This window comes from Nocardiopsis oceani (genome assembly GCF_054777395.1).
Genome location: NZ_BAAHAR010000036.1, coordinates 39619 through 64565, shown reverse-complemented (window position 1 = coordinate 64565; position 24947 = coordinate 39619). Strand labels below are relative to the sequence as shown.

Annotated in this window: 14 protein-coding genes and 1 pseudogene; 14 read left to right on the top strand and 1 reads right to left on the bottom strand. The window is 71.6% G+C overall.

What is annotated here, in order from left to right:
* Positions 1-96: 96 nt before the first annotated feature.
* On the bottom strand, positions 97-1404 hold the full coding sequence (locus tag ACYVDG_RS21645; RefSeq protein ID WP_460756483.1) for an MFS transporter: 1308 nt from the start codon (positions 1402-1404) through the stop codon (positions 97-99).
* A gap of 583 nt (positions 1405-1987) precedes the next feature.
* On the opposite strand from ACYVDG_RS21645, the gene ACYVDG_RS21640 reads away from it, so the two are divergent.
* The 14 genes and pseudogenes from ACYVDG_RS21640 to ACYVDG_RS21575 all read left to right on the top strand — a co-directional run bounded on the left by ACYVDG_RS21640 (position 1988) and on the right by ACYVDG_RS21575 (position 24908).
* A complete protein-coding gene (locus ACYVDG_RS21640; protein WP_460756478.1) occupies positions 1988-2359 on the top strand; it encodes a hypothetical protein in 372 nt (123 codons plus the stop codon).
* A gap of 83 nt (positions 2360-2442) precedes the next feature.
* Positions 2443-3666, top strand: coding sequence for an N-methyl-L-tryptophan oxidase (gene solA, locus ACYVDG_RS21635; RefSeq protein ID WP_460756475.1), 1224 nt, complete (start codon positions 2443-2445; stop codon positions 3664-3666).
* Between the two features lie 183 nt (positions 3667-3849).
* Complete coding sequence (locus ACYVDG_RS21630; protein ID WP_460756472.1) at positions 3850-5955, top strand: WD40 repeat domain-containing serine/threonine protein kinase; 2106 nt, start codon at positions 3850-3852, stop codon at positions 5953-5955.
* Positions 5956-5974: 19 nt separating this feature from the next.
* A complete protein-coding gene (locus ACYVDG_RS21625) occupies positions 5975-8029 on the top strand; it encodes a protein kinase domain-containing protein (protein ID WP_460756465.1) in 2055 nt (684 codons plus the stop codon).
* Positions 8030-8161: 132 nt separating this feature from the next.
* A complete protein-coding gene (locus tag ACYVDG_RS21620; RefSeq protein WP_460756460.1) occupies positions 8162-10195 on the top strand; it encodes a protein kinase domain-containing protein in 2034 nt (677 codons plus the stop codon).
* A gap of 172 nt (positions 10196-10367) precedes the next feature.
* Complete coding sequence (locus ACYVDG_RS21615) at positions 10368-12443, top strand: protein kinase domain-containing protein (protein ID WP_460756456.1); 2076 nt, start codon at positions 10368-10370, stop codon at positions 12441-12443.
* A gap of 50 nt (positions 12444-12493) precedes the next feature.
* The gene (locus tag ACYVDG_RS21610; protein ID WP_460756451.1) at positions 12494-14548 is read left to right on the top strand and encodes a hypothetical protein; all 2055 of its coding nucleotides are present in this window, start codon (positions 12494-12496) and stop codon (positions 14546-14548) included.
* Positions 14549-14662: 114 nt separating this feature from the next.
* Positions 14663-16735: a WD40 repeat domain-containing serine/threonine protein kinase gene (locus ACYVDG_RS21605; RefSeq protein ID WP_460756448.1), complete on the top strand. Its 2073-nt coding sequence runs from the start codon at positions 14663-14665 to the stop codon at positions 16733-16735.
* A gap of 168 nt (positions 16736-16903) precedes the next feature.
* Positions 16904-18970: a WD40 repeat domain-containing serine/threonine protein kinase gene (locus ACYVDG_RS21600; protein ID WP_460756444.1), complete on the top strand. Its 2067-nt coding sequence runs from the start codon at positions 16904-16906 to the stop codon at positions 18968-18970.
* A 7-nt stretch (positions 18971-18977) separates the two neighbouring features.
* Positions 18978-19148: a hypothetical protein gene (locus ACYVDG_RS21595; protein ID WP_460756440.1), complete on the top strand. Its 171-nt coding sequence runs from the start codon at positions 18978-18980 to the stop codon at positions 19146-19148.
* Positions 19118-19273 (top strand): annotated as a pseudogene (locus ACYVDG_RS21590) (serine/threonine protein kinase); the annotation flags it as partial. The gene ACYVDG_RS21595 and the pseudogene ACYVDG_RS21590, both read left to right, overlap by 31 nt.
* A 97-nt stretch (positions 19274-19370) precedes the next feature.
* Complete coding sequence (locus tag ACYVDG_RS21585; protein WP_460756437.1) at positions 19371-20594, top strand: WD40 repeat domain-containing protein; 1224 nt, start codon at positions 19371-19373, stop codon at positions 20592-20594.
* Between the two features lie 161 nt (positions 20595-20755).
* Positions 20756-22807, top strand: coding sequence for a WD40 repeat domain-containing serine/threonine protein kinase (locus tag ACYVDG_RS21580; protein ID WP_460756434.1), 2052 nt, complete (start codon positions 20756-20758; stop codon positions 22805-22807).
* A 49-nt stretch (positions 22808-22856) separates the two neighbouring features.
* Entirely contained in the window at positions 22857-24908 is a 2052-nt protein-coding gene (locus ACYVDG_RS21575; protein ID WP_460756431.1) for a hypothetical protein, read from the top strand.
* The last annotated feature ends 39 nt before the right edge of the window (positions 24909-24947 follow it).

Below are 24947 nucleotides of genomic sequence, written 5' to 3'. Positions count from 1 at the left end.
CCCCTGTTCCTCTACGCTCCCTGTTCCTCTACGCTCCCTGTTCCTCTACGCCCCCTGTTCCTCTACGCCCCCTGTTCCTCTACGCCCCCTGTTCCTCTACGCTCCGCGTTCCACTACGCTCCGTCTCCACCGGCCTCGCCAGACGAACAGGGCCAGTACACAGGTGGCCAGGGTCGTGGTGGCCGCCATCGGGACGAAGGCCAGCTGATAGGAGGCCGGTTCGTCGGGCAGCGCCTGGAGGATCGCCCCGGCGGCCACTGTGCACACGACGGCCGTCGTGAACCCGCTCATGTTGACCAGGCCGGACGCCACCCCGGTCCGGCTCGCGGGGATCCCGTCACGGGCGAAGTCGAAGGAGATGGTGGGCGCCATGGTCTGCCCCAGCGCACTGACCGCCATCACCGCGATACCCACGGGGACCGGCGTGCCGTCGGGCCACACCACCAGGAGCAGCCACCCCAAGCTGAGCGTCCCCGCGAGGATCAGCGCGAAGTAGACGCGCACGCCCGGCCAGCGGCCGACGAGTGCCCCCGCGACCGGTGCCATCCACAGCGCACCCGCGGCCAGGCCGGTCAGTGTGACCGCTGCGGTCCCCTCGGACAGTCCCAGACCGCCGACAAGGAACGGGTAGCCCCACAGCACCATCATCATCGTGAACGGCGCCATGACGGCCGCGTGGTGCGCCATACCGACCCGGGGGCCGTCCGCCCGCAGCGCCTCTCTGATCGCAGCCCACACGGAGATGGGGTCGGCCACGGTCGAACGCCCGGCCGCACCCGCGGGGCGGTCACGGACGATCAGGAGCACCATCAGGGCCATGAGGACGGTCAGGCCGGTGGTCGCCAGGAAGGCCGCAACCCAGCCGACGCCGCCGAGCGCCCAGGCCAGCGGGGCGGCACTGGCCACCTGCCCGGTACCGCCGACCACCCCGGTCAGACCGCTGACCAGCGCGTATCTCGAGCGGGGGAACCACAGTGCGGCCAATCGGATGACGTTGAGGAACACGAGCGCGTCACCCAGGCCGATGAGGAACCTTCCGGCGACGGCCACCTCGATCCCCGGGGCGAGCGCGAACAGGCACGATCCGACGGCCATCGCCACCATGCCCATGGTCAGGGTGAACCGTGGGCCGAGACGGTCGGCGAGCAGACCGGCGGGCACCTGGAGGACGACGTACACGACGAGCTGCAGCATCGGCAGGAGTGACAGCAGCGCGGGGCCCACGTCGAACCTGCTCTGCGCTTCCAGGGCGGCGACGCCGAGCCCGTTGCGGTGCAGCATGGCGAGGAAGTAGCCGCCCACCGCGACACCCCACACCAGCCAGGCGCGGGCCCCTCCCCCGGGTTCTGCGGGGGCACTTCCACTCACGGAAGTCCGGTCACCGGATGTCTGGGTCTGTGTCACGTCGCTACTTCTCTCCTTGCTCGGGCCACCCACCAGTGTCCTCCAGGCCTCGGACTGCCCCTTACACGGGGGTGACCAGGCACGCAAAGCGGACGGGAATGCCCCTGGCAGCGGCGGGTGCAGATCAGGCAAAGAGCAACACCACGCAGGCAAAGGCCACACAACCAGCAAAAAGTCACCATGAGTAATCACCGATAAGCCAACGGTTGCCACTCCGCGTGAGCCTCATGACAACCAGAACGGGACTACAGTCCCTTTATCTGATTTCCACAATGGGAACAGGAATACGAAAAGATACCTCTGACGTGCAGGTTCTATGATTAAACAGGTCGATACTCATTTGTTAGTTGTGACATGCGTCACTCTTGAAAGTCTCGACCACGAGGGGTCAGTTACTGCTAGCATCCGGAGCGCGAAGAATAACTGCGAGGTAACGACATCGTTCACGTCTCGCCAACTTCGCGGAGGGAAGTCACCAACTCCGGATGGACACGGTGAACCGACCTCACACCGCGGCGACGTGGCCGCAACAAGCACACACGGTCAGCACAACCGCGGTACCCGACACACACTGGAGACGACCTTGAGTCACTGGCGCCTGAACAACCCCCGGGCCTCCCGGGCGAAGTCGGCACTCGCCAGCCGGATCAAGCACAAGCCCCGCCACGCCTTCTGCGCCGAGCGCGCGATCACGGCGCTGTTGGGTGAACTCGCCTCCGTGGCGTCCCGCCCCCTCTACTGGTCGGGCACCTCAGAGATGGCCGTCGCCTCCGTCATGCGCGACGTCAACGTCTGGTGCCGCGACGGCCGGTTCTTCTGGAACGACCTCTTCCAGGGCGGGGCGATGTCGCACCCCGCGAGCGACCCGGCCGGTGCCGCCGCTCTCCTCAACCCGTTCGCACAGGTTCCGGAGCCCGCGCACTACTACACCCACCGCCAGCCGGTCGCCGCCTAGCCCGGGCCCCGGCTCTCCGCCTCGGCGAAGCCCCCTTTTTCGCCGATCTCCCCCATCCCCGCCCCAGTGAGCACTGTTCGCCTGTGAGTACACACGTCGAGACCGACACCGTCGTGGTCGGCCTGGGCGCGATGGGCTCCCAGGCCCTGTGGCGCCTCGCCCGCGACGGGGTCGACGCGATCGGCGTCGAACAGTTCTCCCCCGGGCACGACCGGGGTTCCAGTCACGGCGAGTCCCGCATCATCCGGACCGCCTACCTCGAAGGCGCCGGGTACGTACCGTTCATCCGGGCCGCTTGGCGCGCCTGGGCCGAGCTCGAGGAAGCGGCCGAGTCCCGTCTCGTGGTCCGCTCGGGCGCCCTGATGCTGGGCCGGCCCGACTCCGCCGCGATCGCCGGCTCAGTGGCCGCCGCCGAACGCCACGGTCTCGCCCACGAACACCTCTCCCCCACCGCACTCGCCGAGCGCCACCCCCGCCATGCCGTGCGCCCGGACGAGGCCGGTGTCTTCGAGGACGCCGCGGGTGTGGTCCTGCCCGAGGCCTCGATCCTCGCCGCCGTCCGCCTGGCCCGCCAGGCCGGGGCCCGCGTGTGGACCGAACGCGCCGTCACCCGGATCGAGCCCGACCCCGACCGCCCCCGCGTGTGGGTCGGTGACACCGAGATCCGCGCCCGCCGCGTCGTCGTCACCGCGGGGGCCTGGATGCCCCGCCTCCTGCCCGGACTGGTCGGCCTCGGCGGCGGGATCCGGGTGGAACGCCGCGTACTCGGCTGGTTCCCCGTCACCGAACCCTCTCCGAGTACCGCCGACCCCGAACCCGTCTTCGCCCGAGACGAACCGGACGGCACCCTCTGGTACGGCTTCCCCAGCATGGACGGCGGCCGCACCATCAAGATCGGGGTGCACGCCGAGTCGTCCGAGGCGAGGGCGCCCGGCGCCCGTCCACCCGGTTCGCAGTGGGGCGAGCCCGTGGACCCCGACACCGGACCCCGCCCTCCAGACGAGGCGGACGCGCGCCGTCTGGGCGAGTTGGCCGCCGGCCTGCGCGGGGTCGGCCCCCGGCCCGAGCGCATGGTGTCCTGCATGTACACCATGACCCCGGACGAGCACTTCCTCATCGGTCGGCGCGACGAGCTCCCAGGACTGGTCCTGGCCGGGGGCTTCTCCGGACACGGCTTCAAGTTCGCCTCGGCGGTCGGCGAGGCGTTGGCGGACCTGGCCAGGGACGGCCGCACGGACCTGGCCATCGGCATGTTCGACCCGCACCGCTTCGATGCGCGCCGCGCACCTGACGCCCCTCGGGCCTGACGCGCCGAACGGCGTCCCGGTGCACAGGCAGGCCGAACTCCGGCCGGAACAGGACACACTCCCGGGTACCCGCGCACCGACAAGCTACATTGGCGGGGAAGATCGCTCCCTCGCGTACCTTCGGGACCTGCCGGAACACGGATGCCCCGCCCCGCAGCCGCACGCAGTAAGGAACACACAGCCGTGCAACCCCTCGCCTCCGACGACCCGCACGCCATCGGCCCGCACCGGATCCTCGCCCGCCTCGGTGCCGGCGGCATGGGCAAGGTCTATCTCGCGCGCACCCCGGACGGGCACCTGTGCGCCCTGAAGGTGGTCAAGGAAGACCTCGCCCACGACAGCCAGTTCCGCGCGCGGTTCGCCCGCGAGGTGCGCACCGCGCAGCGCGTGCGCGGCCCCTTCACCCCGGCCGTGCTCGACGCCGACCCGGACGCCGAGGCTCCGTGGATGGCCACCGAGTACGTGCCCGGCCCCACCCTCAAGGAGGCGGTCCAGGAGAACGGCCCCTTCCCCGAGGAGTCGCTCCGGGTCCTCACCCTCGGCCTGGCCCAAGCGCTGTCCACGATCCACGCGGCCGGGCTCATGCACCGCGACCTCAAACCGAGCAACATCCTGCTGTCGCCGCGCGGCCCGCAGTTGATCGACTTCGGTATCGCCCGAGCCGTCGAGGGCACCGTCCTCACCCGCACCGGGCAGACCTTCGGTACCCCCTCCTACACCTCTCCGGAACAGATCACCGGGCAGAACGTGACGCCGAGCGCGGACGTGTTCTCCATGGCGGGCGCGGTGCTGTTCGCCGCCAGCGGCAGCCCCCCGTTCGGTTCGGGGAGCCCGATCAGCACCCTCAACAAGGTCATGAACGGGGAACCGCACCTGGAGGCGGCGCCCGAGGGTCCACTGCGCGACCTCCTCGCCCGCTGCTTCGCCAAGGACCCCGCCCGGCGTCCGGGCGCCGACGCGATCCAGAGCGAACTCTCCGGTCTCCCCTTGCCCTCGGCCGAGCACGGCTGGCTGCCTTCGCAGGTCAACCAGCAGATCAACGCCAAGGCGGGTGAGACGCACCGGGCCGAGGCCGCCGAACAGACCACCGCTTCCATGGGCAACCTGCAAGCGCAGGCCGGGGCGGCTCCCCGTCCCTGGTGGCGCCGCAGGACGGTGGTGGTCGCGGCCGCCGCGACCTGCGCTCTGATCCTGCTCGGGGGCGGTGCCTTCGCCCTGGCCGCGCTTCCCCTCGGCTCCGACGACACCCCGGATACGGCCTCCGGCGGCGCGGACGGCGGCGGGGACGGCGGCGGGGACGGCGGCGGGGACGAACCCCCCGAGGGCGGCACTGACGGAGAGCCGGACGACGGCACGGAGTCACCGCACCTCGAGGGCTGGGTCTACACCCTCAAGTTCTCCGAGGAAGGTGACCAGCTCCACCTCTTCGGGGCCTCGACCCTGTCCACCTGGGACTGGCGCGAAGGCGAGATCGTCGACGACTACACACCGGTCCCGAGCGGCGCCGACTTCGTTCCCACCGGTTACGTCGCCAGTGCCACGCACGAGTACGTCGAGGTATGGGAGGGGGGCAGCGACAACCGGATCGCGGTCCTGGGGATCGACGAGGATTTCGGCATGTTCGACATGCCGGCCCTCACCCATGACGGCAGCCGGTTGGCGGTCCTGGCCTCCATCGACGGGACCGAGGAGGGCGATCCCATGGTCCAGATCTGGGACCTGGCGGAGGAGGAGGTCGTGTCGGACTTCGAGGTCGAGGGCTTCCTGGTCGAGCACCAGTACACCTCGGACGGCTCGGCCCTGGCAGCCGTGCTCTCCGACCGGGACTACTCCGAGCACATCGCTGCGGTCGTCTGGGACCCCGACACCGGCGAGGAGCTCCACCGCTTCGACGACGGTGAATGGTATGACATCTCGCTGTCCGAGGACGGCAGTTCGATGTCGGTGGCCGTCGACCGGGACGAGGCCTTCGTCGTCGACCTCGACAGCGGCCAGACCCGCGCTCTGGACCTGCCCGAGGACCACGACGAGAGCCTGAGTACCGTCGCGCTCTCCCCGGACGGTTCCCTCGCCTACGGCGCCACGATGGACGCCGCCGAGGAGGGGCCCTACGTGTGGGACACCGAGACCGGCGAGCTCCTGCCAGCGGAAGAGGTCGAAGTCGACCTCGATCTCCCGATCGGGGTCAGCCCCGACGGCGAGCACATCGCCACCATCGCCACCACCGACGGTGTCCAGACCGTCCAGGTCCTGGACTCCGACTTCGAGATCGTCGCCGAGTTCCCCTGAGATTCCCCGGAAGGGCACCATGCAGCAACCAGCGCCCAACGACCCGTGCGAGGTCGGCCCCTATCGAGTCGTCGCTCTGCTGGGTTCCGGTGGTATGGGCCGTGTCTACCTCGGCCTGGGACCCGACGGCTCGCCGGCCGCGGTCAAGGTCGTGCGCGCCGAGTACGCCTACGACCCCGGTTTCCGAGGCCGGTTCGCCCGGGAGCTCGAACTCGCCCAGCGCGTCCACGGCAACTACACGCCCCGGGTGCTGACGGCCGACACTTCTGGCCAGACCCCGTGGCTGGCCACCGAGTACGTCATGGGCCCCTCCCTCCAGGACCTCGTGCACGACACCGGGCCGCTCCCGGAGGAGTCCGTGCGCTTCATGGCCCGGGGCATCGCCCAGGCACTGGAGCGCGTCCACGCGACCGGGCTGGTCCACCGCGACCTCAAGCCGGGCAACGTCATGATCTCCGCGGCCGGCCCCCAGGTGATCGACTTCGGTATCGCCCACGCCATGGGTGACGCGCAGGACGCCGGGGAGGAGGACCGGTTCGTCGGCACCCCCGGGTTCATGGCCCCGGAGACCGTCAACGGCGACGGGAACGGCACACCCGCCGACATCTTCGCGCTCGGCGGGATCCTGGTCCACGCCCTGACGGGGCAGGGTCCGTTCGGCGACGGCCACCCCTCCACGGTCCTGTACCGCATCGGCAACCTGGACCCGGACCTCGCGGCCGTCCCGCCGTCGCTGCGCGGGATCATCACCGCCTGCTTGGAGAAGAACCCCGCCTCCCGGCCCAACGCCGCACAGGTCCTACAGGCCCTCGGCGGCCCCACCGCGCCCGCACCGGCCGCCGCCGCGTGGCTGCCCCCCGCGGCCTCCGAACGGATCGACGGGATCGCCCGCGAGTACGAGAACGCGGTCCGCTCAGCCACCGCCTCCAGGGGGAAGGGCTCCTTGGGCCGTCGGCTCCTGATCACCGGGGCGGCCGCCACCGCTTTGGTCATGGTCGCCGGGCTGGGCGCGTGGAGTGCCGACCAGGCGGGCCTGATCGGCGGCGGTGTCGAGACCGCTTCCGGGGACGACGAACCGGTCGACCGCGAGACCTGCGACCCGTCGGAGCACCTGGCCGCGGAATTCCTCGAGGCCGCCGAGGACGAGCCCACGGCCCCCAACGACGACGAGGGCATGTTCTACACGGCGTTCTCCAACGACGGCGAGGTCTTCGTCGCTACCGGCACCGGAGGGGTGGCGCTGTGGGACTGGCGCGAACAGGAGGAGATCGCACGGATCCCGACGGAGATCGCTTCCGGGACCGGGCACCCCCACTTCAGCCCGGACGACTGCCTGCTCGCTTACGCCTCCGAGGACGGTGCGCACGTGTACCACCTGGAGACCGGAGAGCACACGGTCTACTCGGAGGGGTACGTCGTCGATTCCATGGCCTTCTCCGACGACGGTACACAGCTGATCCTCGGAGCCGGTGACAGCGCGCTCGATGCGTCGGTCCAGATCTACGACCTGGATTCGGGGGAGCTGGTCAACAGCCTCACCGACGGCTCCGGCATCGTGACCGCGCTCGACGTCACCCCGGACGGCGCACACGTGGCAGGCCAGGGCACCCTCGACAGTGTGTTCATCTGGAACACGGAGAGCGGGGAGATCGTGGCCGAGGGGGAGGGCAGCCCCTGGCTCAGTCCCACCAGCCTGCACATGGTGGACAACAGCAACCTCCTGATGCCGGAAGTCGAGGGCGCGGTACGGCAGGGCTTCGGCGACTCCGACGAGTACATCGAGTACCGCGACGAGGACCTCGAAGAGGGCTTCGAAGTGCACGACGTCAAGTACAGCGAGGAGGCGGACCGCGTGTACGTCACCTACATCCCGAGTGACTTCGAGTTCGAAGAGGCCTACATGAAGGTCTGGGAGTACTCGACGGGGGAGGACCTGACCGCCGACTCACCCGAGGGCTTCTTCCACGAGATCGCCGTGCACCCGGAGGGCGAGGTCATCATGGGCGTCCCCAGCACCGGTACGGGCATGTGGATCATCGACGCCGCCGAGCTCCGCCTCATCGAACAGATGTGACCGCCCCCAGCCCGAACCAACCCCGCCCGAACCAACCCAGCCCTGACGCCCCGGCCCCGGCGGTCCGAGCCATGATGCCCCCGGCCCCTCCGGGGGTCCGATCCGCAACCGTCCCCTCACCCGGTAAGGCCCATGTTCCCTCTCCACCCGCACGACCCGCCCGCCGTCGGCCCGTACCGCCTGCACGCCCGGCTCGGCGAGGACGCCTACGCCCGCGTCTACCTGGGGTCCGCCCACGACAGCGGCCCGGTCGCGGTGAAGGTCGTGCGCCCGGAGTACGCCACCGAACCGGGCTTCCGCGGGTCCTTCTCCCACCAGGTGGAGATCGTCCGAGGGCTGGCCAGCCCGTACGTGTGCGCGATCCGGGACGCCGACACCCGGGGTGCCGTTCCCTGGGTCGCCGTGACCCGCCCGCTCGGACCCAGCCTGGCCGACCTGGTCCGCCGGCACGGTCCGCTGCCGGTGGACGCGCTGAGGCCGCTCGCGCTGGCGCTGGCCCAAGGATTGGCCGACCTGCACGCCTCGAACCGCGCCCACGGGTCGTTGTGGCCGGACGGTGTGCTGATGTCCGCCCGGTCGACGATCCTGGCCGACCCGGGGCTCGAGTGGGCGGTCTCCGACACCGACCAGCGCGCGCCGCACCCCGCGTTCGCCGCACCCGAAGGCGGGGCATCACCGGCCACCGACGTGTTCTCCTGGGCGGCGACCCTGTGCTACGCCGCCAGTGGTATCGAGGGGCCCGACGGGCTCGACCAGGTCCCGATGCAGCTGCGCGGCCTGGTGGACACCTGCCTCAAGCACGACCCCAGACTGCGTCCCAGCTCGGAAGACCTGGTCCGGATGTTGGGCGGACCCGCCGAGCCCTCGGCCTGGTCGCCGCCGGTCCGTGCCGCGATCGACGCGGCCGCCGAACAGCAGCGCTCAATGTTGGCCGCCGCGCCCCCCGCAGCGCCCGGGGACCCCGGCGGGGACACCGCTCGCCCGAAGCGCACCGGTCTCCTCTTCGCTCTGGGCGGCGGCGCCATGGCCCTGGTCGTCCTCGCAGCAGCGGTGTTCGCGTACACGAGGTGGGATGGAGAGGCGGATACCGCGGGTTCCGGCGACGGGGACCGGCAGCCGCTGATCAGTGAAGCCGGGTGTGCGGACGGCATCGAGTATCCGCCCCCGGAGGAGCCCGTACCCGCGGACACCCAGGTCGGCGACATGGACTTCTCCCCGGACGGGGACCTCCTGGCGGTCGCCTCCAGCGAAGGGCTCATGATCTGGGACTGGCAAGAGGGCGAGGAGATCGCGCGTCCCACTGAGGCGACGGACAGCATGGTCGCCCCGGTGTTCGCCCCGGTCGGCTGTGCCGTGGCCGCGGCGGAACTGGTCGGCTACGAGGACCGGGAGTACAACGTCACCATCGCCCACACCTACGATCTGCCTTCCGGGACGACAACGGAGCACCTCGGCCCCCAGGAGCGCCCGGACGAGAACGACCGCTGGATCGCCACCCCGCAGGACGCGGGCGCCGTCGACTTCTCCCCCAACGGCGGCAGGCTGGTCCTCACCCTGGACCAGGGCGTCAGTCGCGACTCGGAGAGCACGGTCGTCATCGACACGGCCACCGGGGAGTCCGGGGTGACCGTGGCCGAAGGGCTCCACTACAACACCCGGTTCGTGGACGACGACCACTTCGCCACCAACAACCACGGAGAGGTGGACATCTGGAACGCCGACACCGGTGAGGCGGTGTACACCGTCCCGGGATCCACCGACTCCAGCCTGGCTGCGGTTCCCGGCGAGACCCAGGTCGCCTACCTCGAAGGGGACACGGTGGTCGTCACGGACTACACCGACGGCAGCGAGGTCGCCTCCTTCACCCGTGAGGAGTTCGAGACGGACGACGAACCCTCCCTCAGCCAGCTGCTCGTCGACCCCGACCGGAACATCGTCCACGCGGTGTGGATGGTGGCCACCGAAGCCGGCTCTTGGGAGTACAGGCAGTACGCCTGGGACCTGGAGTCGGGCGAGGACCTGCTGGCGGGCCTGTCCGACCCCGTCTCCTACCGCCACCTCGCCCTCCACCCCGAAGGGGAGGTCATCGCCGCCACCACCGCCGGGGACCAGACCCCGGTACTGCTCGACCCGGAGACCTTCGAGCAGGTCGGCGAACTCTACTGACCCACCGGTGGACGCCGGTGGCCCGGGACACGGGGCCGGGACACGAGGCCGGGGCCGGGGCCACCGCGGCGGTTCGGGAAGGTGTGTTCGGGATAGGACACCGCGCAACACCCGTCACGGGGCACACAGTAAACTTCGCCTGAAACCCCGTACCGGAACCACGAGAGCCCCCATGCGCCAGCTCGCCGCAGACGACCCGAGGCAGGTCGGCCCCTACCGGATCGTCGCGCTCCTGGGCACCGGCGGTATGGGCCGCGTCTACCTCGGACTGGACCGCGACGGCCGTCCCGCCGCCGTCAAGGTCGTCCGCGCGGAGCGGGCCTACGACCCCGAGTTCCGGGAGCGGTTCGCACACGAACTGGCACTGGCCGAGCGCGTACACGGACCGAACATCCCCCGCGTGTACGCCGCGGACACCTCCGGCGAAGTGCCGTGGCTGGCCACCGAGTACGTGCGGGGCCCCTCCCTCCAACACCTGGTGGAGCGGACCGGCCCGCTCCCCGAAGGCTCCGCCGTCCTCCTCGCGCGCGGTGTCGCCCAGGCCCTGGTGGACGTGCACCGGCAGGGGCTGGCCCACCGCGACCTCAAGCCCGGCAACGTGATGGTGGCCGCGGAAGGCCCCCAGGTGATCGACTTCGGCATCGCCCGGGCCATGGAGGCCGACGGCCCGGAGGACGACGCACGGATCATCGGCACCCCGGGCTTCATGGCCCCGGAGGCCTCCCGCGGGGAACCGAGCGGAGCGCCCGCCGACTCCTTCGCGCTCGGCGGGATCCTGGTCCACGCCCTGACCGGACGGGGCCCCTTCGGCGACGGGCACCCCTCCACGGTCCTGTACCGCACCAACAACGCCGACCCCGACCTGGACGGCGTACCCCCCGCGCTGAGCGGGCTCCTCGCCGCCTGCTTGGACAAGGACCCCGCCCGGCGGCCCACCGCCGGCCAGACGCTCCAAGCCCTCGGCGGGCCCCTTGCCCCCGCGCCCTCCGCGTCCGCGTGGCTACCGCCCCGGGCCGCGGCCGAGATCGAGGGCGCCACCCGGGATTACCGGGCCATCCAGCCGGAGGCCGGGCCCGGCTCGAAGGGGCGCGGCCTCCTGGTGGCGGGCGCGGCCGTCCTGGCCCTCGGACTCGTCGGCGGTTTCGGCGCCTGGGCCCTGCCCTTCGGGGACCTCGTGGCGGAGGACGACGACGCGCAGGAGTCCGCCGAAGGCCCGCCTCAGCGGGAGCAGTGCGACCCCGCCACGCACCTGGCCCCCGAACTCACCGGCGCCGCGCAAGACAGCCCGACCGTGCCGGCCAGCACGGTCCTGGTCAACAGCGCCTTCTCCCACGACGGCTCCGTTCTCGCCGTGTCCGGGAACCAGGGCGTGGCCCTGTGGGACTGGGAGTCCGCCACCGAACTGGCCCTCATCGAGGCGGACCGTGCGGAAGGCCACGGCCCGGCGCGGTTCAGCCCGGACGACTGCCTGATCGGTTGGGCCTCTGACGCCGGCGCACACGTGTACTCCCTGGAAACCGGTGAGCACACGGTCCACTCCGGGGGCCGGAACCTGAACGGGATCGCGTTCGCACCGGACGGCAGCACCCTGACCGTCGCGGACTACGAGACCGACCACGAGGGCACGGTCTACGACATCGACATGGAGACCGGAGAGACCACCCTGGTCTACGAGGACTCCACCAGCTTCACGGACGTCGTGTACGCGCCCGACGGCGCCCACGTCGCGGGCACCGACCACATCGACACGCTCCAGGTATGGGACGCCGAGACCGGGGAGATCGTCTTCGACCAGTTCGACGTCCCCTCCGGGATCGGTTCGGGCGTCCAACTGCTCGGCGGCGGTGAGCTCTTCTTCGCCAAGCCCGAGGGTCCGGTCCACTACGAGTTCACCGGTGACAGCGACGAGGGCTGGCAGTTCATCCCCGAAACCGAGGAGCCCGAAGGGGAGCTCGTCGAGTTCGCGTACAACCCCGGAGCGGAGCGGCTGTACACCTACTACTCGACGGACCCCGATGACGGAACGGACGGCCGGACCACCGTCGAACTGTTCGTCTGGGACCACGCCCCCGGGGCGGAGTACGGCACCGAGGAGGAGCTCGGGGAAGAAGGGATCGAGATGGCGGAGCTCTCCCTGAGCCTGGCCGTGCATCCCGAAGGCGAGGTCGTCGCGGGGTTCAACGAGCAGGACCGGGCCGTCACCCTCCTCGACCCAGGGACCCTCGGAGAACTCGAGAGCTTCCGCTGACCCCCGCCCGCACCCGGTAGAGCACCGCACCCGGTAGAGCGAGGAGACCCATGCTTCCCCTTCGCCCCCACGACCCGCCGGCCCTCGGCTCCCACCGCCTGCACGCGCGGCTGGGCGAGGACGCCTGCGCGCGCGTCTACCTGGCCTCGGCTCCGGGACGGCCCCCGGCCGCATTGAAGATCGTCCGCTCCGCGTACACCTCCGACCCTGCCTTCCGCGGCACCTTCACACACCTCGTGGACTCCGCGCGCGGGGTGCGCAGCACCTACGTCGCCCCGGTCGTGGACGCTGACCTGAGAGCGGCCACACCCTGGGTGGCGGTGGGACGGGAACCCGGTCCGACCCTGGCCGAGCTGGTCCGAGCGCACGGCCCGCTGCCCCCGGCGGCCCTGCACCCGCTGGCGCTGGCCCTCGCGCAAGGGCTGGCGGACCTGCACGCGGCGGACCGCGTGCACGGCTCCCTGTGGCCCGACGGGGTGGTCCTCACCCGGGCGCACGCGGTCATCGCGGACGCGGGGTTCGAATGGGCCGTGGCCGGCATCGAGCGGCGCGCCCCGCACCCCTCGTTCGCCCCGCCCGAAGGGGGCGCCGCCCCCGCGACCGACGTGTTCGCGTGGGCCGCGACCCTGTGCTTCGCCGCCAGCGGTGTCGAGGGCCCCGGCGGACTCGACCGGGTTCCGGTCCAGCTCAGCGGCCTCGTGGACGCCTGCCTCAAGTCCGATCCGGCGCTGCGCCCGGACGCAGCCGACCTGGTCCGCATGCTCGGCGGTCCCTCCGTGCCCGCTCCGTGGCCGCCCGGTCTCGTCGCCGTCGTGGAGCGCCACGAGGGCGAGGCCCGCCGCTTCATCGCCTCCCGCGAAGGAGCCGGGGGGACCGGGCGGGGAGGGCGCGGTCGGACCGCGGCGCTCGTCGCGGGCGGGCTGGCCCTCGTCCTGGTCATCGGTGCCGGTGCGGCCTGGGGCCTGGGCTGGCCGGTCGGCGGGTCCGGGGACGGCACGGACGGCTCCGAAGAGGGGGCGGAGGGTGCGGAGGGCGCGGGCCTCATCAGCGGCGCCGACTGCCTGGACGGGAACGGCTCCGCCGAACCCGCGGACGATATCGACGACCTCGACGCCATGCTGCTCGACTTCTCCCCGGACGGGGACGTCTTGGCGGTGACCAGCCACAACCACGGGCTCACACTCTGGGACTGGCGGGAGGAAGAGGAGATCGCCCGCCCCACCGAGGCCGTGTACGGCTACGGGAACCCGGTGTTCGCCCAGGTGGGCTGCACGGTGGCCGCGCTCGACCTGGTCGAACACGAGCAGGACGGCCCGCCGAACGCTCTGGTCACCACCTACGACCTGCCCTCGGGTACGGCCGCGGAGCATGCAGGGCCGCAGTCCGAACGGGTCGAGGACGGCCTGGAGAGCCCTCGGGGCGGTCGGCTCACGGACTTCTCCCCCTCCGGGGCGTCCTTCGCCGTCGTCGTCGAGCACGAGTCCGGCCTCCCGTCCGTGGGCGTCGTCGACACGGCCACCGGGGAGCTGGATTCGGTGTGGGACGCCGCCACAGGCGACTTGGTACAGGGCATCGGGTACCTGGACGAGGAGCGGGTCGCCACCGCCGACGCGAACACGATCACCGTCCGCGACGCCGGGACCGGCGAACCCGAGGAGGTGATCCGGGACGCCACCTCCTACCATTTCGCGGCGGTCCCCGGCCGGAGCGAGCTCGTCTACGTCAGCAACGACCACCTCATCCACTGGGACTTCGAGGAGGGCACCGAGCTGGGCCGCTTCCCCGTGACTGAGTACCACGAGTCGCATCAGGAGGACGCGCACATCACCGGCCTGGCCGCGGACGCCGGACTCGGCCTCCTCCACCTCAGCTGGACGGTCCCCTCACCCCAGGCCCTGGACGGTGCCACCTACCGGGGCAGCGAGAACAGCGCGTACCTCTGGGACCTGGACAGCGGTGAGGACCTGTTCGCGGAGGACGACGCACCGGCGCCCCGACCCGTGGCCTTCCACCCCGAGGGGGAGGCCGTCGCCGCCGTCCAGGAAGACGGCAACGTCGCCCTGCTCGACCCCGACTCCTTGGAGGAGCTCCGCGTGCTCCCCTGACCTCCGCACCGCCCAGCCCTCGCCGGTCCCCGCCGAACCAGACCGGCCCGCACAGCACCGTGCGGGCCGGACCCGAACCCGACCCGAACCGAACCCGACCCAGGACGGCAACCGTTGAAACCGCTGACCTCCTCCGACCCGGACCACGTCGGCCCCAACCGGCTCCTCGCCCGCCTCGGCGCCGGCGCCATGGGGCAGGTGTACCTCGCGCGCACGCCCGGCCACCAGCTGGCCGCCGTGAAGGTGGTCCGGCCGGAGCTGGCGGAGGACACCGGTTTCCTCGCCCGGTTCGCCCGCGAGGTGCGCACCGCGCAGCGGGTCCACGGACCCTTCACCCCCGCGGTGCTGGACGCCGATCCCGACTCCGCGACACCGTGGATGGCCACCGAGTACGCCCCCGGACCCACCCTCACGGAGGCAGTCCGGGCCAACGGCCCCTTCCCCGAAGAGACCCTCTGGGTCCTCGCCTTGGGGCTGGCCCAGGCGCTCCAAGCCGTCCACGCTGCCGGACTGATGCACCGCGACCTCAAGCCCGGCAACATCCTGCTGTCGCCGCGCGGCCCGCAGGTGATCGACTTCGGCATCGCCCGCGCCGTCGAGGGCACCGTCCTCACCAAGACGGGCGAGGCCTTCGGTACCCCCTCCTACGCCTCACCCGAGCAGGTGTTGGGCCACACCACCGGCCCGGCGAGCGACGTCTTCTCCCTCGCCGGGGTGGTCGTCCACGCCGCCTGCGGCACTCCCCCGTTCGGCCGGGCCGCCGCCGCGCAGATCCTGCACCGCGTGGTCTCGGAGGAGCCCCGCCTGTCGGAGGTCCCCGAAGGGCTGCGCCCCCTGCTCTCCCGCTGCTTGGCCAAGGACCCCGCCGAGCGGCCCGCCTCGGCGGAGATCGTCCGCACGCTGTCGGCGCGCCCCTTGCCCCCCGCCGAGCAGGGGTGGCTGCCCCACCAGGTGAGCAGGGAGATCGACGACCGGCAGCAGGAGCTCCACCGGGTCGTGGCGGCGCCCTCGGAGGCCCCGTCGCCCGGCCGGTCCGGTGGTCGGCGCGGGCGGCGCGGCCTGCTCGTCGCCGGGGCGGCGGGGGCGGCGGCGGTCCTCTTGGCGGGGGCCGGCCTGGCCGTCACCCGCCCTTGGGAGGGCGCCGACAGCGCCGACGGGAACCCGGCAGACCCGGGGGACTCCGCACCGGAGGGGTCCGAGGAAGGTGCTGAGGACAGGACCGGAAGGGACACCGACGATCAGCCCCAGGGCCCGGCCTTCCCCGGGACCTTCAACGGCATGTACTTCACGCCAGACGGGGACGAGCTGTACGTGAACACCTCGCACGCCGTCACGGTGTGGGACTGGCGCGAGGGCGAACTCGTCGACACCGCGTTCTCCGAGGCGGAAGGGACGCGCCCGCATTCCTTCGACCTCGGGGCCGACGGGACCATGGCGGGCGCCTTCGAGGACCGGGTCACGCTCTGGGACTCCGAACACGGGGAACTGGCCTCCTACACGTCCGAGGCACCGGACGAACTCGACCTGTTCGACAGCGTGTCCCTGTCCGAGGACGGGTCCCTGGTGGCCTTCCGCGAGCGCGACCTGGACAAGGACGTCACCGTCCGGGTGTGGGACTGGGCCGACGACACCGTGGTGTGGGAACGCGAGATGGACGTCATGGCGCCCGAGGTCAGCCCCGACGGCTCGTACCTCGTGGTGGACCACGGCAGCGGCCTACCGCGGCTGGAGGTCATCGACCTGGCCGACGACGCGACCGTCGCCGAGTTCCCCGAAGAGGAGCCCGACGAGGACGGCTTCCACCCGGTCTACGACCACGCCTTCGCCCCTCAGGGCCCGCTGATCGGGGTCAGCGGCGCGACCGAGGAGACCACCGTCCTGTACGACCTGGCCGAGGGCGGGGCCGTCCACGAGTTCGACTCCCCGGGTACGCCCTTCGGGGTCGCGTTCACCCCCGACGGATCCCAACTGCTCACCGGACGCACCGCCAGCGGCATGAACCCCGGAGGCCACGTGTGGGACACCGAAACCGGGGAGGCCCTGACCGCCGACAACTCCGTCGTCTACGAGAGACCCGCCGTCCATCCGCGAGGGGAGGCGATCGCCGTGGCCGACTCCGACACCGAGGGGACGACGGTCCTGTTCCTCGACCCCGAGACCTTCCGGGACACCCACGAGATCAGCTGAACCGCCGCCCCGGGCAGGAGGGGCGACCGTGTCCCCGTCCCAGCGGCACACCGCCCCAGGGAACCCACCAGTCCCAAACCGAACGAATCACCCGCACCGGACGTCACACCACGTCGGCCCCCATCACTCCAGGTACACGCCCGCCACGAACGCTAGGAATCCCGACCCGTGCATCCGCTCACCCCATCCGACCCAGGCCACATCGGACCCCACCGTCTCCTGTCGCGCCTCGGCGCGGGCGGTATGGGCGAGGTCTACCTGGCCCGCACCCCGGCGGGCCGCCTCGCCGCGCTCAAGGTGGTCAAGCAGGACCTCGCCCGGGACCACGAGTTCCGCGCCCGCTTCGCCCGCGAGGTGCGTACCGCACAGATGGTCGCGGGACCGTTCACCCCCGACGTGGTGGACGCCGACCCCGACTCCGCGACACCGTGGATGGCCACCGAGTACGTCCCCGGACCCACCCTGTCGAAGGCGCTCCGGGAGAACGGCCCCTTCCCCGAGGACTCCCTCCGGGTCCTGGCGATCGGCCTGGCCCGCGCCCTCCAAGCAGTCCACGGCGCCGGGCTCATGCACCGCGACCTCAAGCCGGACAACGTGCTGCTGTCGCCGCGCGGCCCGCAGGTGATCGACTTCGGCATCGCCCGCGCCGTCGAGGGCACCGTCCTCACCAAGACCGGCCAGGGTTTCGGCACCCCCTCCTACACCTCGCCCGAACAGATCATGGGGCACGAGACCAGCCGGGCCAGCGACGTCTTCTCCCTCGCCGGGGTGGTGACCTACGCGGCCACCGGCCGGGCACCCTTCGGCAGCGGCCAAGCCGCCGAGGTCCTGCCGCGGGTGGTCAGCGCGGATCCGGCCCTGGACGGCGTTCCCGAGAGCATCCGGCCGCTCCTGGCCCGCTGCCTGGCCAAGGACCCCGCCGAGCGGCCGACCTCCGACGACATCGTCCGGGCCCTCTCCGACCGGCCCCTGCCCTCCGCCGACCACGGCTGGCTCCCAGCGCAGGTCAACCATTCGATCAACGCCCACCAGAACGCCGCGCACCAGGTGGTGCACGCGGCCCACTCCGGGTCCGACCAGTCCACCACGGGGCTCCTGAACGCTCCGCCGAAGAAGCGCCGCACCGGCCTGATCGCGGCGGGCGCCGGAGCGGCCGCCCTCGTCCTGGCCGCCGGGGTCGGGCTGGCCGCGGTCGCCCCGTGGTCCGACGACGAGGCCGCCACAGAGGGGGCCGAAGGGGAGGCCGACAACGGCGGGGGCTCCGACGACGACCAGGACGGGGCGGCCGCGGAGAGCGGCCCGGACGCCGGGATCGACGGCTTCATCAACCACGTGACGTTCACCCCGGACGGCTCCGGCGTGTACGTGCACGCCGACCAGGTGACCCTCTGGGACTGGGAGAGCGGCGAGCTGCAGCACAGCATCGAACCCAGGCCCCACTCCGTCGCCCCCGCCGACGACGGCGTCACGGCCGTCGGCTACAACGACTCCCTCGAGGTCCTCGGCCCCGACCTGGAGAGCATCGACTCCTTCACCGTGGACGACGAGGACCCCGAGGACGTCATCGACTACGGGACCACCGCCATCACGCCCGACGGTTCCACGGTCGCCGTCACCGTCTACCTCGAGGAGGGCGAACGGCTGTACCTGTGGGACCGGGAGGAGGACACCGTCGAGCACACCCTCGACCTGGGGGAAGCCCCCTCGCACGCCGAGTTCTCCGCCGACGGCGGGCACCTGATGCTCGACTACCTGAACCACTACCCCCAGGTGGAGCTGTACGAGGTCGACACCTTCGACCAGGTCGCCGCCATGGCGGAGGAGGCAAGGGACGACACCCCCGAGTACGGCACCGAGCAGCACTCGGCCGCCCTCTCCCCGACCGAACCCCTCATGGCCGTGGACGTCAGCTACGGCGACATCGAGCTGTACGACTACGAGGAGGACGAGGTCGTCGGCGAGATCGAATGGGAACGCAGCCACGACCGGCTCGCCTTCTCCTCGGACGGCCAGACCCTCTACTCCGCCGGAACGGCCCTCAACCCCACCGGAGGGCCGTCCGGCGGCCGGGCCTGGGACGTCGCCACCGGGGAGGAGCTCACCACCGGGGACACCCTGCTCGTCGACCGGGTGGCCACCCACCCCGACGGCGAGGCAGTCGCCACCTTCGCCCGGGACAACACCCTGGTCATCCTCGACCCCGAGACCCTCGACGTGATCAACGAGATGAGCTGAGGCGCACGTGCACCCCACCACCTCGGACGACCCCCGGCAGGTCGGCCCCTACCGCATCCTCGCCCTGATCGGCTCCGGCGGCATGGGCCACGTCTACCTCGGAACGGACGGCGCCGGGCGGCACGCCGCGGCCTCAAACCCGGCAACGTGCTGGTGGCGCCCGGCGGCCCCCGGGTGATCGACTTCGGCATCGCCCGCGCCGTCGAGGGCACCGTCCTCACCAAGACCGGGCTGTCGTTCGGGACCCCCACCTACGCCGCACCCGAGACGGTGCTGGGGCGGGAGCAGTCCGCCGCGAGCGACGTCTTCTCCCTCGCCGGGGCCGTGGTCTACGCGGCCGGCGGCCGACCGCCCTTCGGCACCGGCCCCGCACCGCAGGTCCTGCACCGGGTGGTGAGCGGTGAACCCGACCTCGGTGCCCGTCGCCCCGCCGGAGCCGCCCGCGCCAACCGCCCCGAAGCGCCGCCGGGTCGCGCTGGTGGCCGGTACCGCCTTCGCCGCCGCCGTGCTGCTGGCCGGGGCCGGTCTGGCCGCCGTGCGCCCCTGGGAGGGCGACCCGAACGGGACCGCCGACGGGTGCGCCGGGGAAACTTCAGACGAAGCAGCGGGCGAGGGAGCGGAATCCGAGGAGGGTTCCACGAACCCGAGCCACCCGGACCTGCCCGGGGCCGTGGAGACCATCCGCTTCTCCCCCGACGGCGACACCGTGTACGTCCTCACCGGCGAGAGCTACACCGCCTGGGACTGGCGCGGGGGCGAGCCCCTGGACCCCGGCGAAGGGGAACGCCCCGGTACCGGCGAAGGGATCCCGGCCTCGTTCGACGTCAGCGCCGACGGTATGCGGGGCATGGGCACCCAGGACGGTGTCCGGGTGTGGCCGGACGGCGAGGAGGACGACCAGGCCCGCACCTCCCCGGAAACCCCCGGGAGCAGCGAACCGCACGTTTCCGTCTCCCTCGCGGACGAGCGGACCAGGGCGGCCTTCGTGCGGGAGGGACCCGAACGCAGCACCGCAACCGTGTGGGACTGGAGCCGGGGAGACGACGGGGTCCTGATGGAGACGGAGATCGCACACGACTCGGGCGAGTCCGTCGAGGTCCTGATGAGCCCGGACGGCACCCACGTCGCGGTGGCCCGCCAGGTCAGCCGGGACCCGGGGATCGCGGTGCTGGAGGTGGACAGCGGGGAAACGGTCGTCGAGCTCCCCGGCGACGGGGATCCCCCCGGCTATACGGGTCTGGGAGAGGCCTGCATTCCGGCCTTCGCCCCGGACAGCTCCCTGGTCGCGCTCCACCACCCCGACCTGGAGAACGTCACCCTCCACGACCTGGCCTCAGGAGAGACCACGGCGGAGCTCGAGACCCCCGAGACCATCGACAGCCTCGCCTTCACCCACGACGGCTCGGCGCTGCTGTCCGGAGGCGCCCACAACGGCGGCCGGAAGTGGGACGCCGCCACCGGTGAGGAACTGACATCTGTTGACACCCTCCTGCACGACCGGGTCACCGTGCACCCCGACGGGGAGACCATCGTGGTCGCGGAGGAGGGCACCCGCGGTTCCCACCTGGTGTTCCTCGACCCGGAGACCCTCCTGGACACCCACACCGTCGGAGGACCCGACTAAGGGCACCGAGCCGGAGCCGGGCGGGTGATGGCCCACCATCTCCGGTGCACGGCACCGAACCAAAACGTCCGATGAGCACTCGAAACCCCCGCACCGCCCCGTAACCGCACGAAGCCAACCAGTAAGATTCGCGCGGAACCCCGTAGAACGCGAGCACACCCATGACCCCACCCCACGACGGACCGCCCGAGTGGATCGGCCGCTACCGCATCGTCACGACCCTCGGATCCGGCGGTATGGGCCACGTCTACCTGGGCCTGGGGGCCGGCAACCAGCCCTTGGCGATCAAGGTGGTCCGGCCCGAGTTCGCCTATGAGCCCGACTTCCGCGAGCGCTTCGCGCGCGAGGTCCACCGTGCGCTCCAGGTGACCGGCGGCGACCTCCCCCGGGTCCTGGACGCCGACACCACCGGCTCCGAACCCTGGCTCGCCACCGAGTTCGTGCTGGGCCCCTCGCTCCAGGAGATGGTGCGCCGGGTCGGCGCCCTGCCCGAATTCACGGCCGCCCACATGGGCCGCGCGATCGCCCGCACCCTCGCCCACCTGCACTCCACCGGGGTGGTCCACCGCGACCTCAAACCCGGCAACGTCCTGGTCTCCGCGCCCGGCCCGCGGGTGATCGACCTCGGGATCTCCCGGGCCATGGACGAGGCCCCCGGCGGCGAGACGCCGGAGTTCGCCGGCACCCCCGGCTACATGGCACCGGAGACCGCCCGCGGCGACGAGTCCGGCCCCGCGGCCGACGTGTTCGCCCTCGGCGCCGTCCTGGTGTTCGCGCTCACGGGCCGGAGCCCGTTCGGCGACGGGCACCCCTCCGCGGTCCTCTACCGGATCGGCAACCAGGACCCGGACCTCGACGGCGTCCCGGAGCCGCTGGTCGGACTGCTCACCGCCTGCCTGGACAAGGACCCGGCCCGCAGGCCCAGGGCCGACCAGGTCCTCCAAGCCCTCGGCGGCCCCGTCCCGCCGGTCCCCGGGGCCGGGGCGTGGCTGCCGCAGACCGCCGTCGCGGTCCTCGACGGTTTCGAGCACGACCACCGCGCCGCAGTCCGCCCCTACCTGGAAGCGCCGCCGGCCCCGCCGAAGAAGGGCACCAAGGGCCGCACCCTCGCCCTCGTCGGCGCCGCAGCCACCGCCCTCGTACTGGTGGCCGGCGCCGGTGTGTGGGCGGTGACCGACGGCGACTTCCTGCAGAGCGCCTCGGAGGAGGAAGAAGAGGACGAGCCCGGGCGCAAGCAGTGCGACCCCGCCGTCCACCTGGCCCCGGAGTACGTCGAGGCAGCCGACGCCGAGCCGACCCTCCCGGAGGACGCCTCCTCCGTCCGCTTCTCCAGTGACGGTTCGGTGCTCGCGGTGCAGCGCCAGGACGGCGTCGTCTCCCTGTGGGACTGGGAGGAGCGGACCGCCCTGGCCGACGTCCCGGTCCCGACGGACGCCTACCGGCCCGTGGTGTTCAGCCCGAACGATTGCTACATCGGCCTCGGCTCGGATCAGGGCGCCCACATCATCTCCCTGGAGACCGGGGAGCACACCAGGCACTTCAACGACCGGAGCGTGCGGTCCGTCGCCTTCACACCGGACAGCCGGAGCGTGCTCCTCGCCGACGACAGCACGAGAGACGACAGCGGGGGCGTCTACCCGCTGGACCTGGACACCGGCGAAGTGTCGGAGCACTACACCACCGACGCCGCACGCAACCTCCGCTACTCCCCCGAGGGCACCCGGGTGGCCGGCATGACCGGCTACAGCCTGACGGTGTGGGACGCCGACAGCCAGGAAGAGCTGTTCGACTCAGGTTGGCTGTCGTGGGGCGACTGGAACGAACTCTCGTTCCTGGACGAGGACAGTGTCCTGGCCATCCACGAGGACGGCCCGGTCGTGTTCGACCTCGAAAGCGGCGAAGGGATCCAGTACGAGCCGGACAACGAGCCCGAGGGCGACCTCATCAAGGTGGAGGCGAACCCGGTTCACGACCTGCTCTATGCCGTCTACATGACCGAGGCCGACGAGGACGGCATGAGCTACCTCTCCGCCCGGGTCTGGCACCGGTCCACCGCGGAGGACCGCACCCCGGACGAGGACGAGGACATCCTCCCCTTCGTCCTGTTGACCGTCCACCCCGAGGGCGAGGTCCTGGCCAGTCTCTCCGAAAGCCTGGACGAGATCCGGATCATGGACGCGGTCACCATGGAAACCATCGACACGTTCGACTGAGTCGGACCACCTGGACTCCGACCGAGCCGGACCACCCTGACGAGGCAGCATGCGTCCCCTACACCCCTACGACCCGCCGACGGCCGGGCCCTACCGGCTTCTGGCACGCCTGAGCGAGGACACCCACACCCGCTCCTACCTGGGCACAGCTTCCGGGCGAGGGCCGGTCCGGGTACGGATCCTGCGCTCCGGGCACGCCACCGACCCCACCGCGCGGGCGGCCTTCACCCACCGGGTGGAGAACACGCGAGGGTTGCGCGACCCGCACGTGGCCGCGGTCCTCGACTCCGACCTCAACGCCCCGGTCCCCTGGGTCGCCACCGAACAGCCGCTCGGCGCGGACCTGGCCGGGCTGGTCACCGCGCACGGAGCGCTCCCGGCCGCCGCCCTGCACCCGCTCGCGGTGGCCACCGCCCAAGGTCTGGCGGCCCTGCACGCCGCCCAGGACGCCCACGGCTCGCTGAGCCCCGCGGGCGTCCTGATGACCGGTGAGCGCGCGCTCCTGGCGGACCCGGGTGTCACACCCGCGCCCGAGACCGACGACACCGAGGGCAGCGTCTTCACTGCCCCCGAGGGCGGAGGAGCTCCTGCCGGAGACGTCTTCTCCTGGGCCGCGGTCCTGTGCTTCGCCGCGAGCGGCGTCGAGGGGCCCGACGGCCTGGACCGCGTGCCGCTCCAGCTCCGGGGTGTGGTGGACGCTTGCCTGCGGGAGAACGCCAACCTCAGGCCGAGCGCCGTCGACCTCGTGAGCATGCTCGGCGGGGCGTCCTCCGCCGCTGCCTGGCCGCAGGAGCTGCTCCCGGCCGTGGAGAGCTCCGCCGCCGACATGCGCCGAGCGTTCACGGCCGAGCCCGTAGCCCATGCCCAGGCCTATGCTCAGGCCCCCGCCCCGGGTAGCCGAGGAGGGTTCGTCGGACTGACCGCCGGTGCCCTGGTCCTGACCCTGCTCGTGGCCGCCGGAGCGTCCTGGGGATACGAGCGCGTCTTCGCCCCGTACGAACAGAACGCGTCGGGCGGTGACGAGTCTGCCGAGGAGTACGGGCTGATCACCGACACCGCATGCCTGGACGACGGGATCGGCCTGCCGGAGCTCGAGGGGGACATCGGCCCCCTCAACGCCGTCGAGGCAGCCTTCTCCCATGACGGCGACGTTCTGGCCCTGGCCGGAGAAGACCACGGGTTGAGCCTGTGGGACTGGCGTGAAGGCGAGATCCTCGCCCGGCCCGCAGAGGGGTCGGACCCGGTCAACCGCCCGGAGTTCTCCCCGGTCGGCTGCACGGTCGGGGCCGTATGGCCCGACAAAACCGCGGAAGACGACGAGTTCCCCACCCAGATGGCGACCGCATACAACCTGCGTTCCGGGGAGAGGTATGAACACCGCGGGCCGATGCCTCCAGAACTCCCGGACGGCACCCAGGAGCTCAACAGTGTGGTCGACCTCGCCTTCAGCCCCGACGGCCGGTGGCTGGCCTTGGGCACCACGACCGACAGTGGGCTCGAGCGGGACGACTCCATCGGGGTGTTCGACACGGAAACCGGTGAGATGGCCCTGACATTCAATGACAGGGACAGCTCCCATTCCCTCACTTTCATCGACGACACCAGGGTCGCCAGCGCCACGGGGGATGTCATCTACATCTGGGACGCGGAAACCGGCGACCAGCTCCAGACCGTTCGAAACGTCGTCCCCCACACGGTGGTGACCGCCCCCGACCGGAACCAGCTGATCTACGTCAAGGACGACGAGGTGGTCTGGCACGACCTGAACGACGACTCCGAACTGGGCACCTTCCCTCTCGACGACTACGCGGAGGTCGATTACGGCCACCACATCCGAGCGCTGACCCCCGAAACCGACCGTGGTCTGGTCCACATCACCTGGGACCACCCCACCGACGAGGAGGACCCGGCCGATCGCAGCAAGGTCCACCGCGCCCACCTGTGGGACGTGGAGACCGGAGAGGACCTGTTGGCCGGGGACGAGGACCCCATGCTCCTGGGGGCAGCTTTCCACCCCGAGGTGATCGCCGGAGTCGGTGGCGACGGGAGCGTCAACATCATGGACCCGGACACCCTCGAGGTCATCGACACCATCGAGTAACCAGGACACTCCAGACGCCACGGAATCCCCATCTTCGGA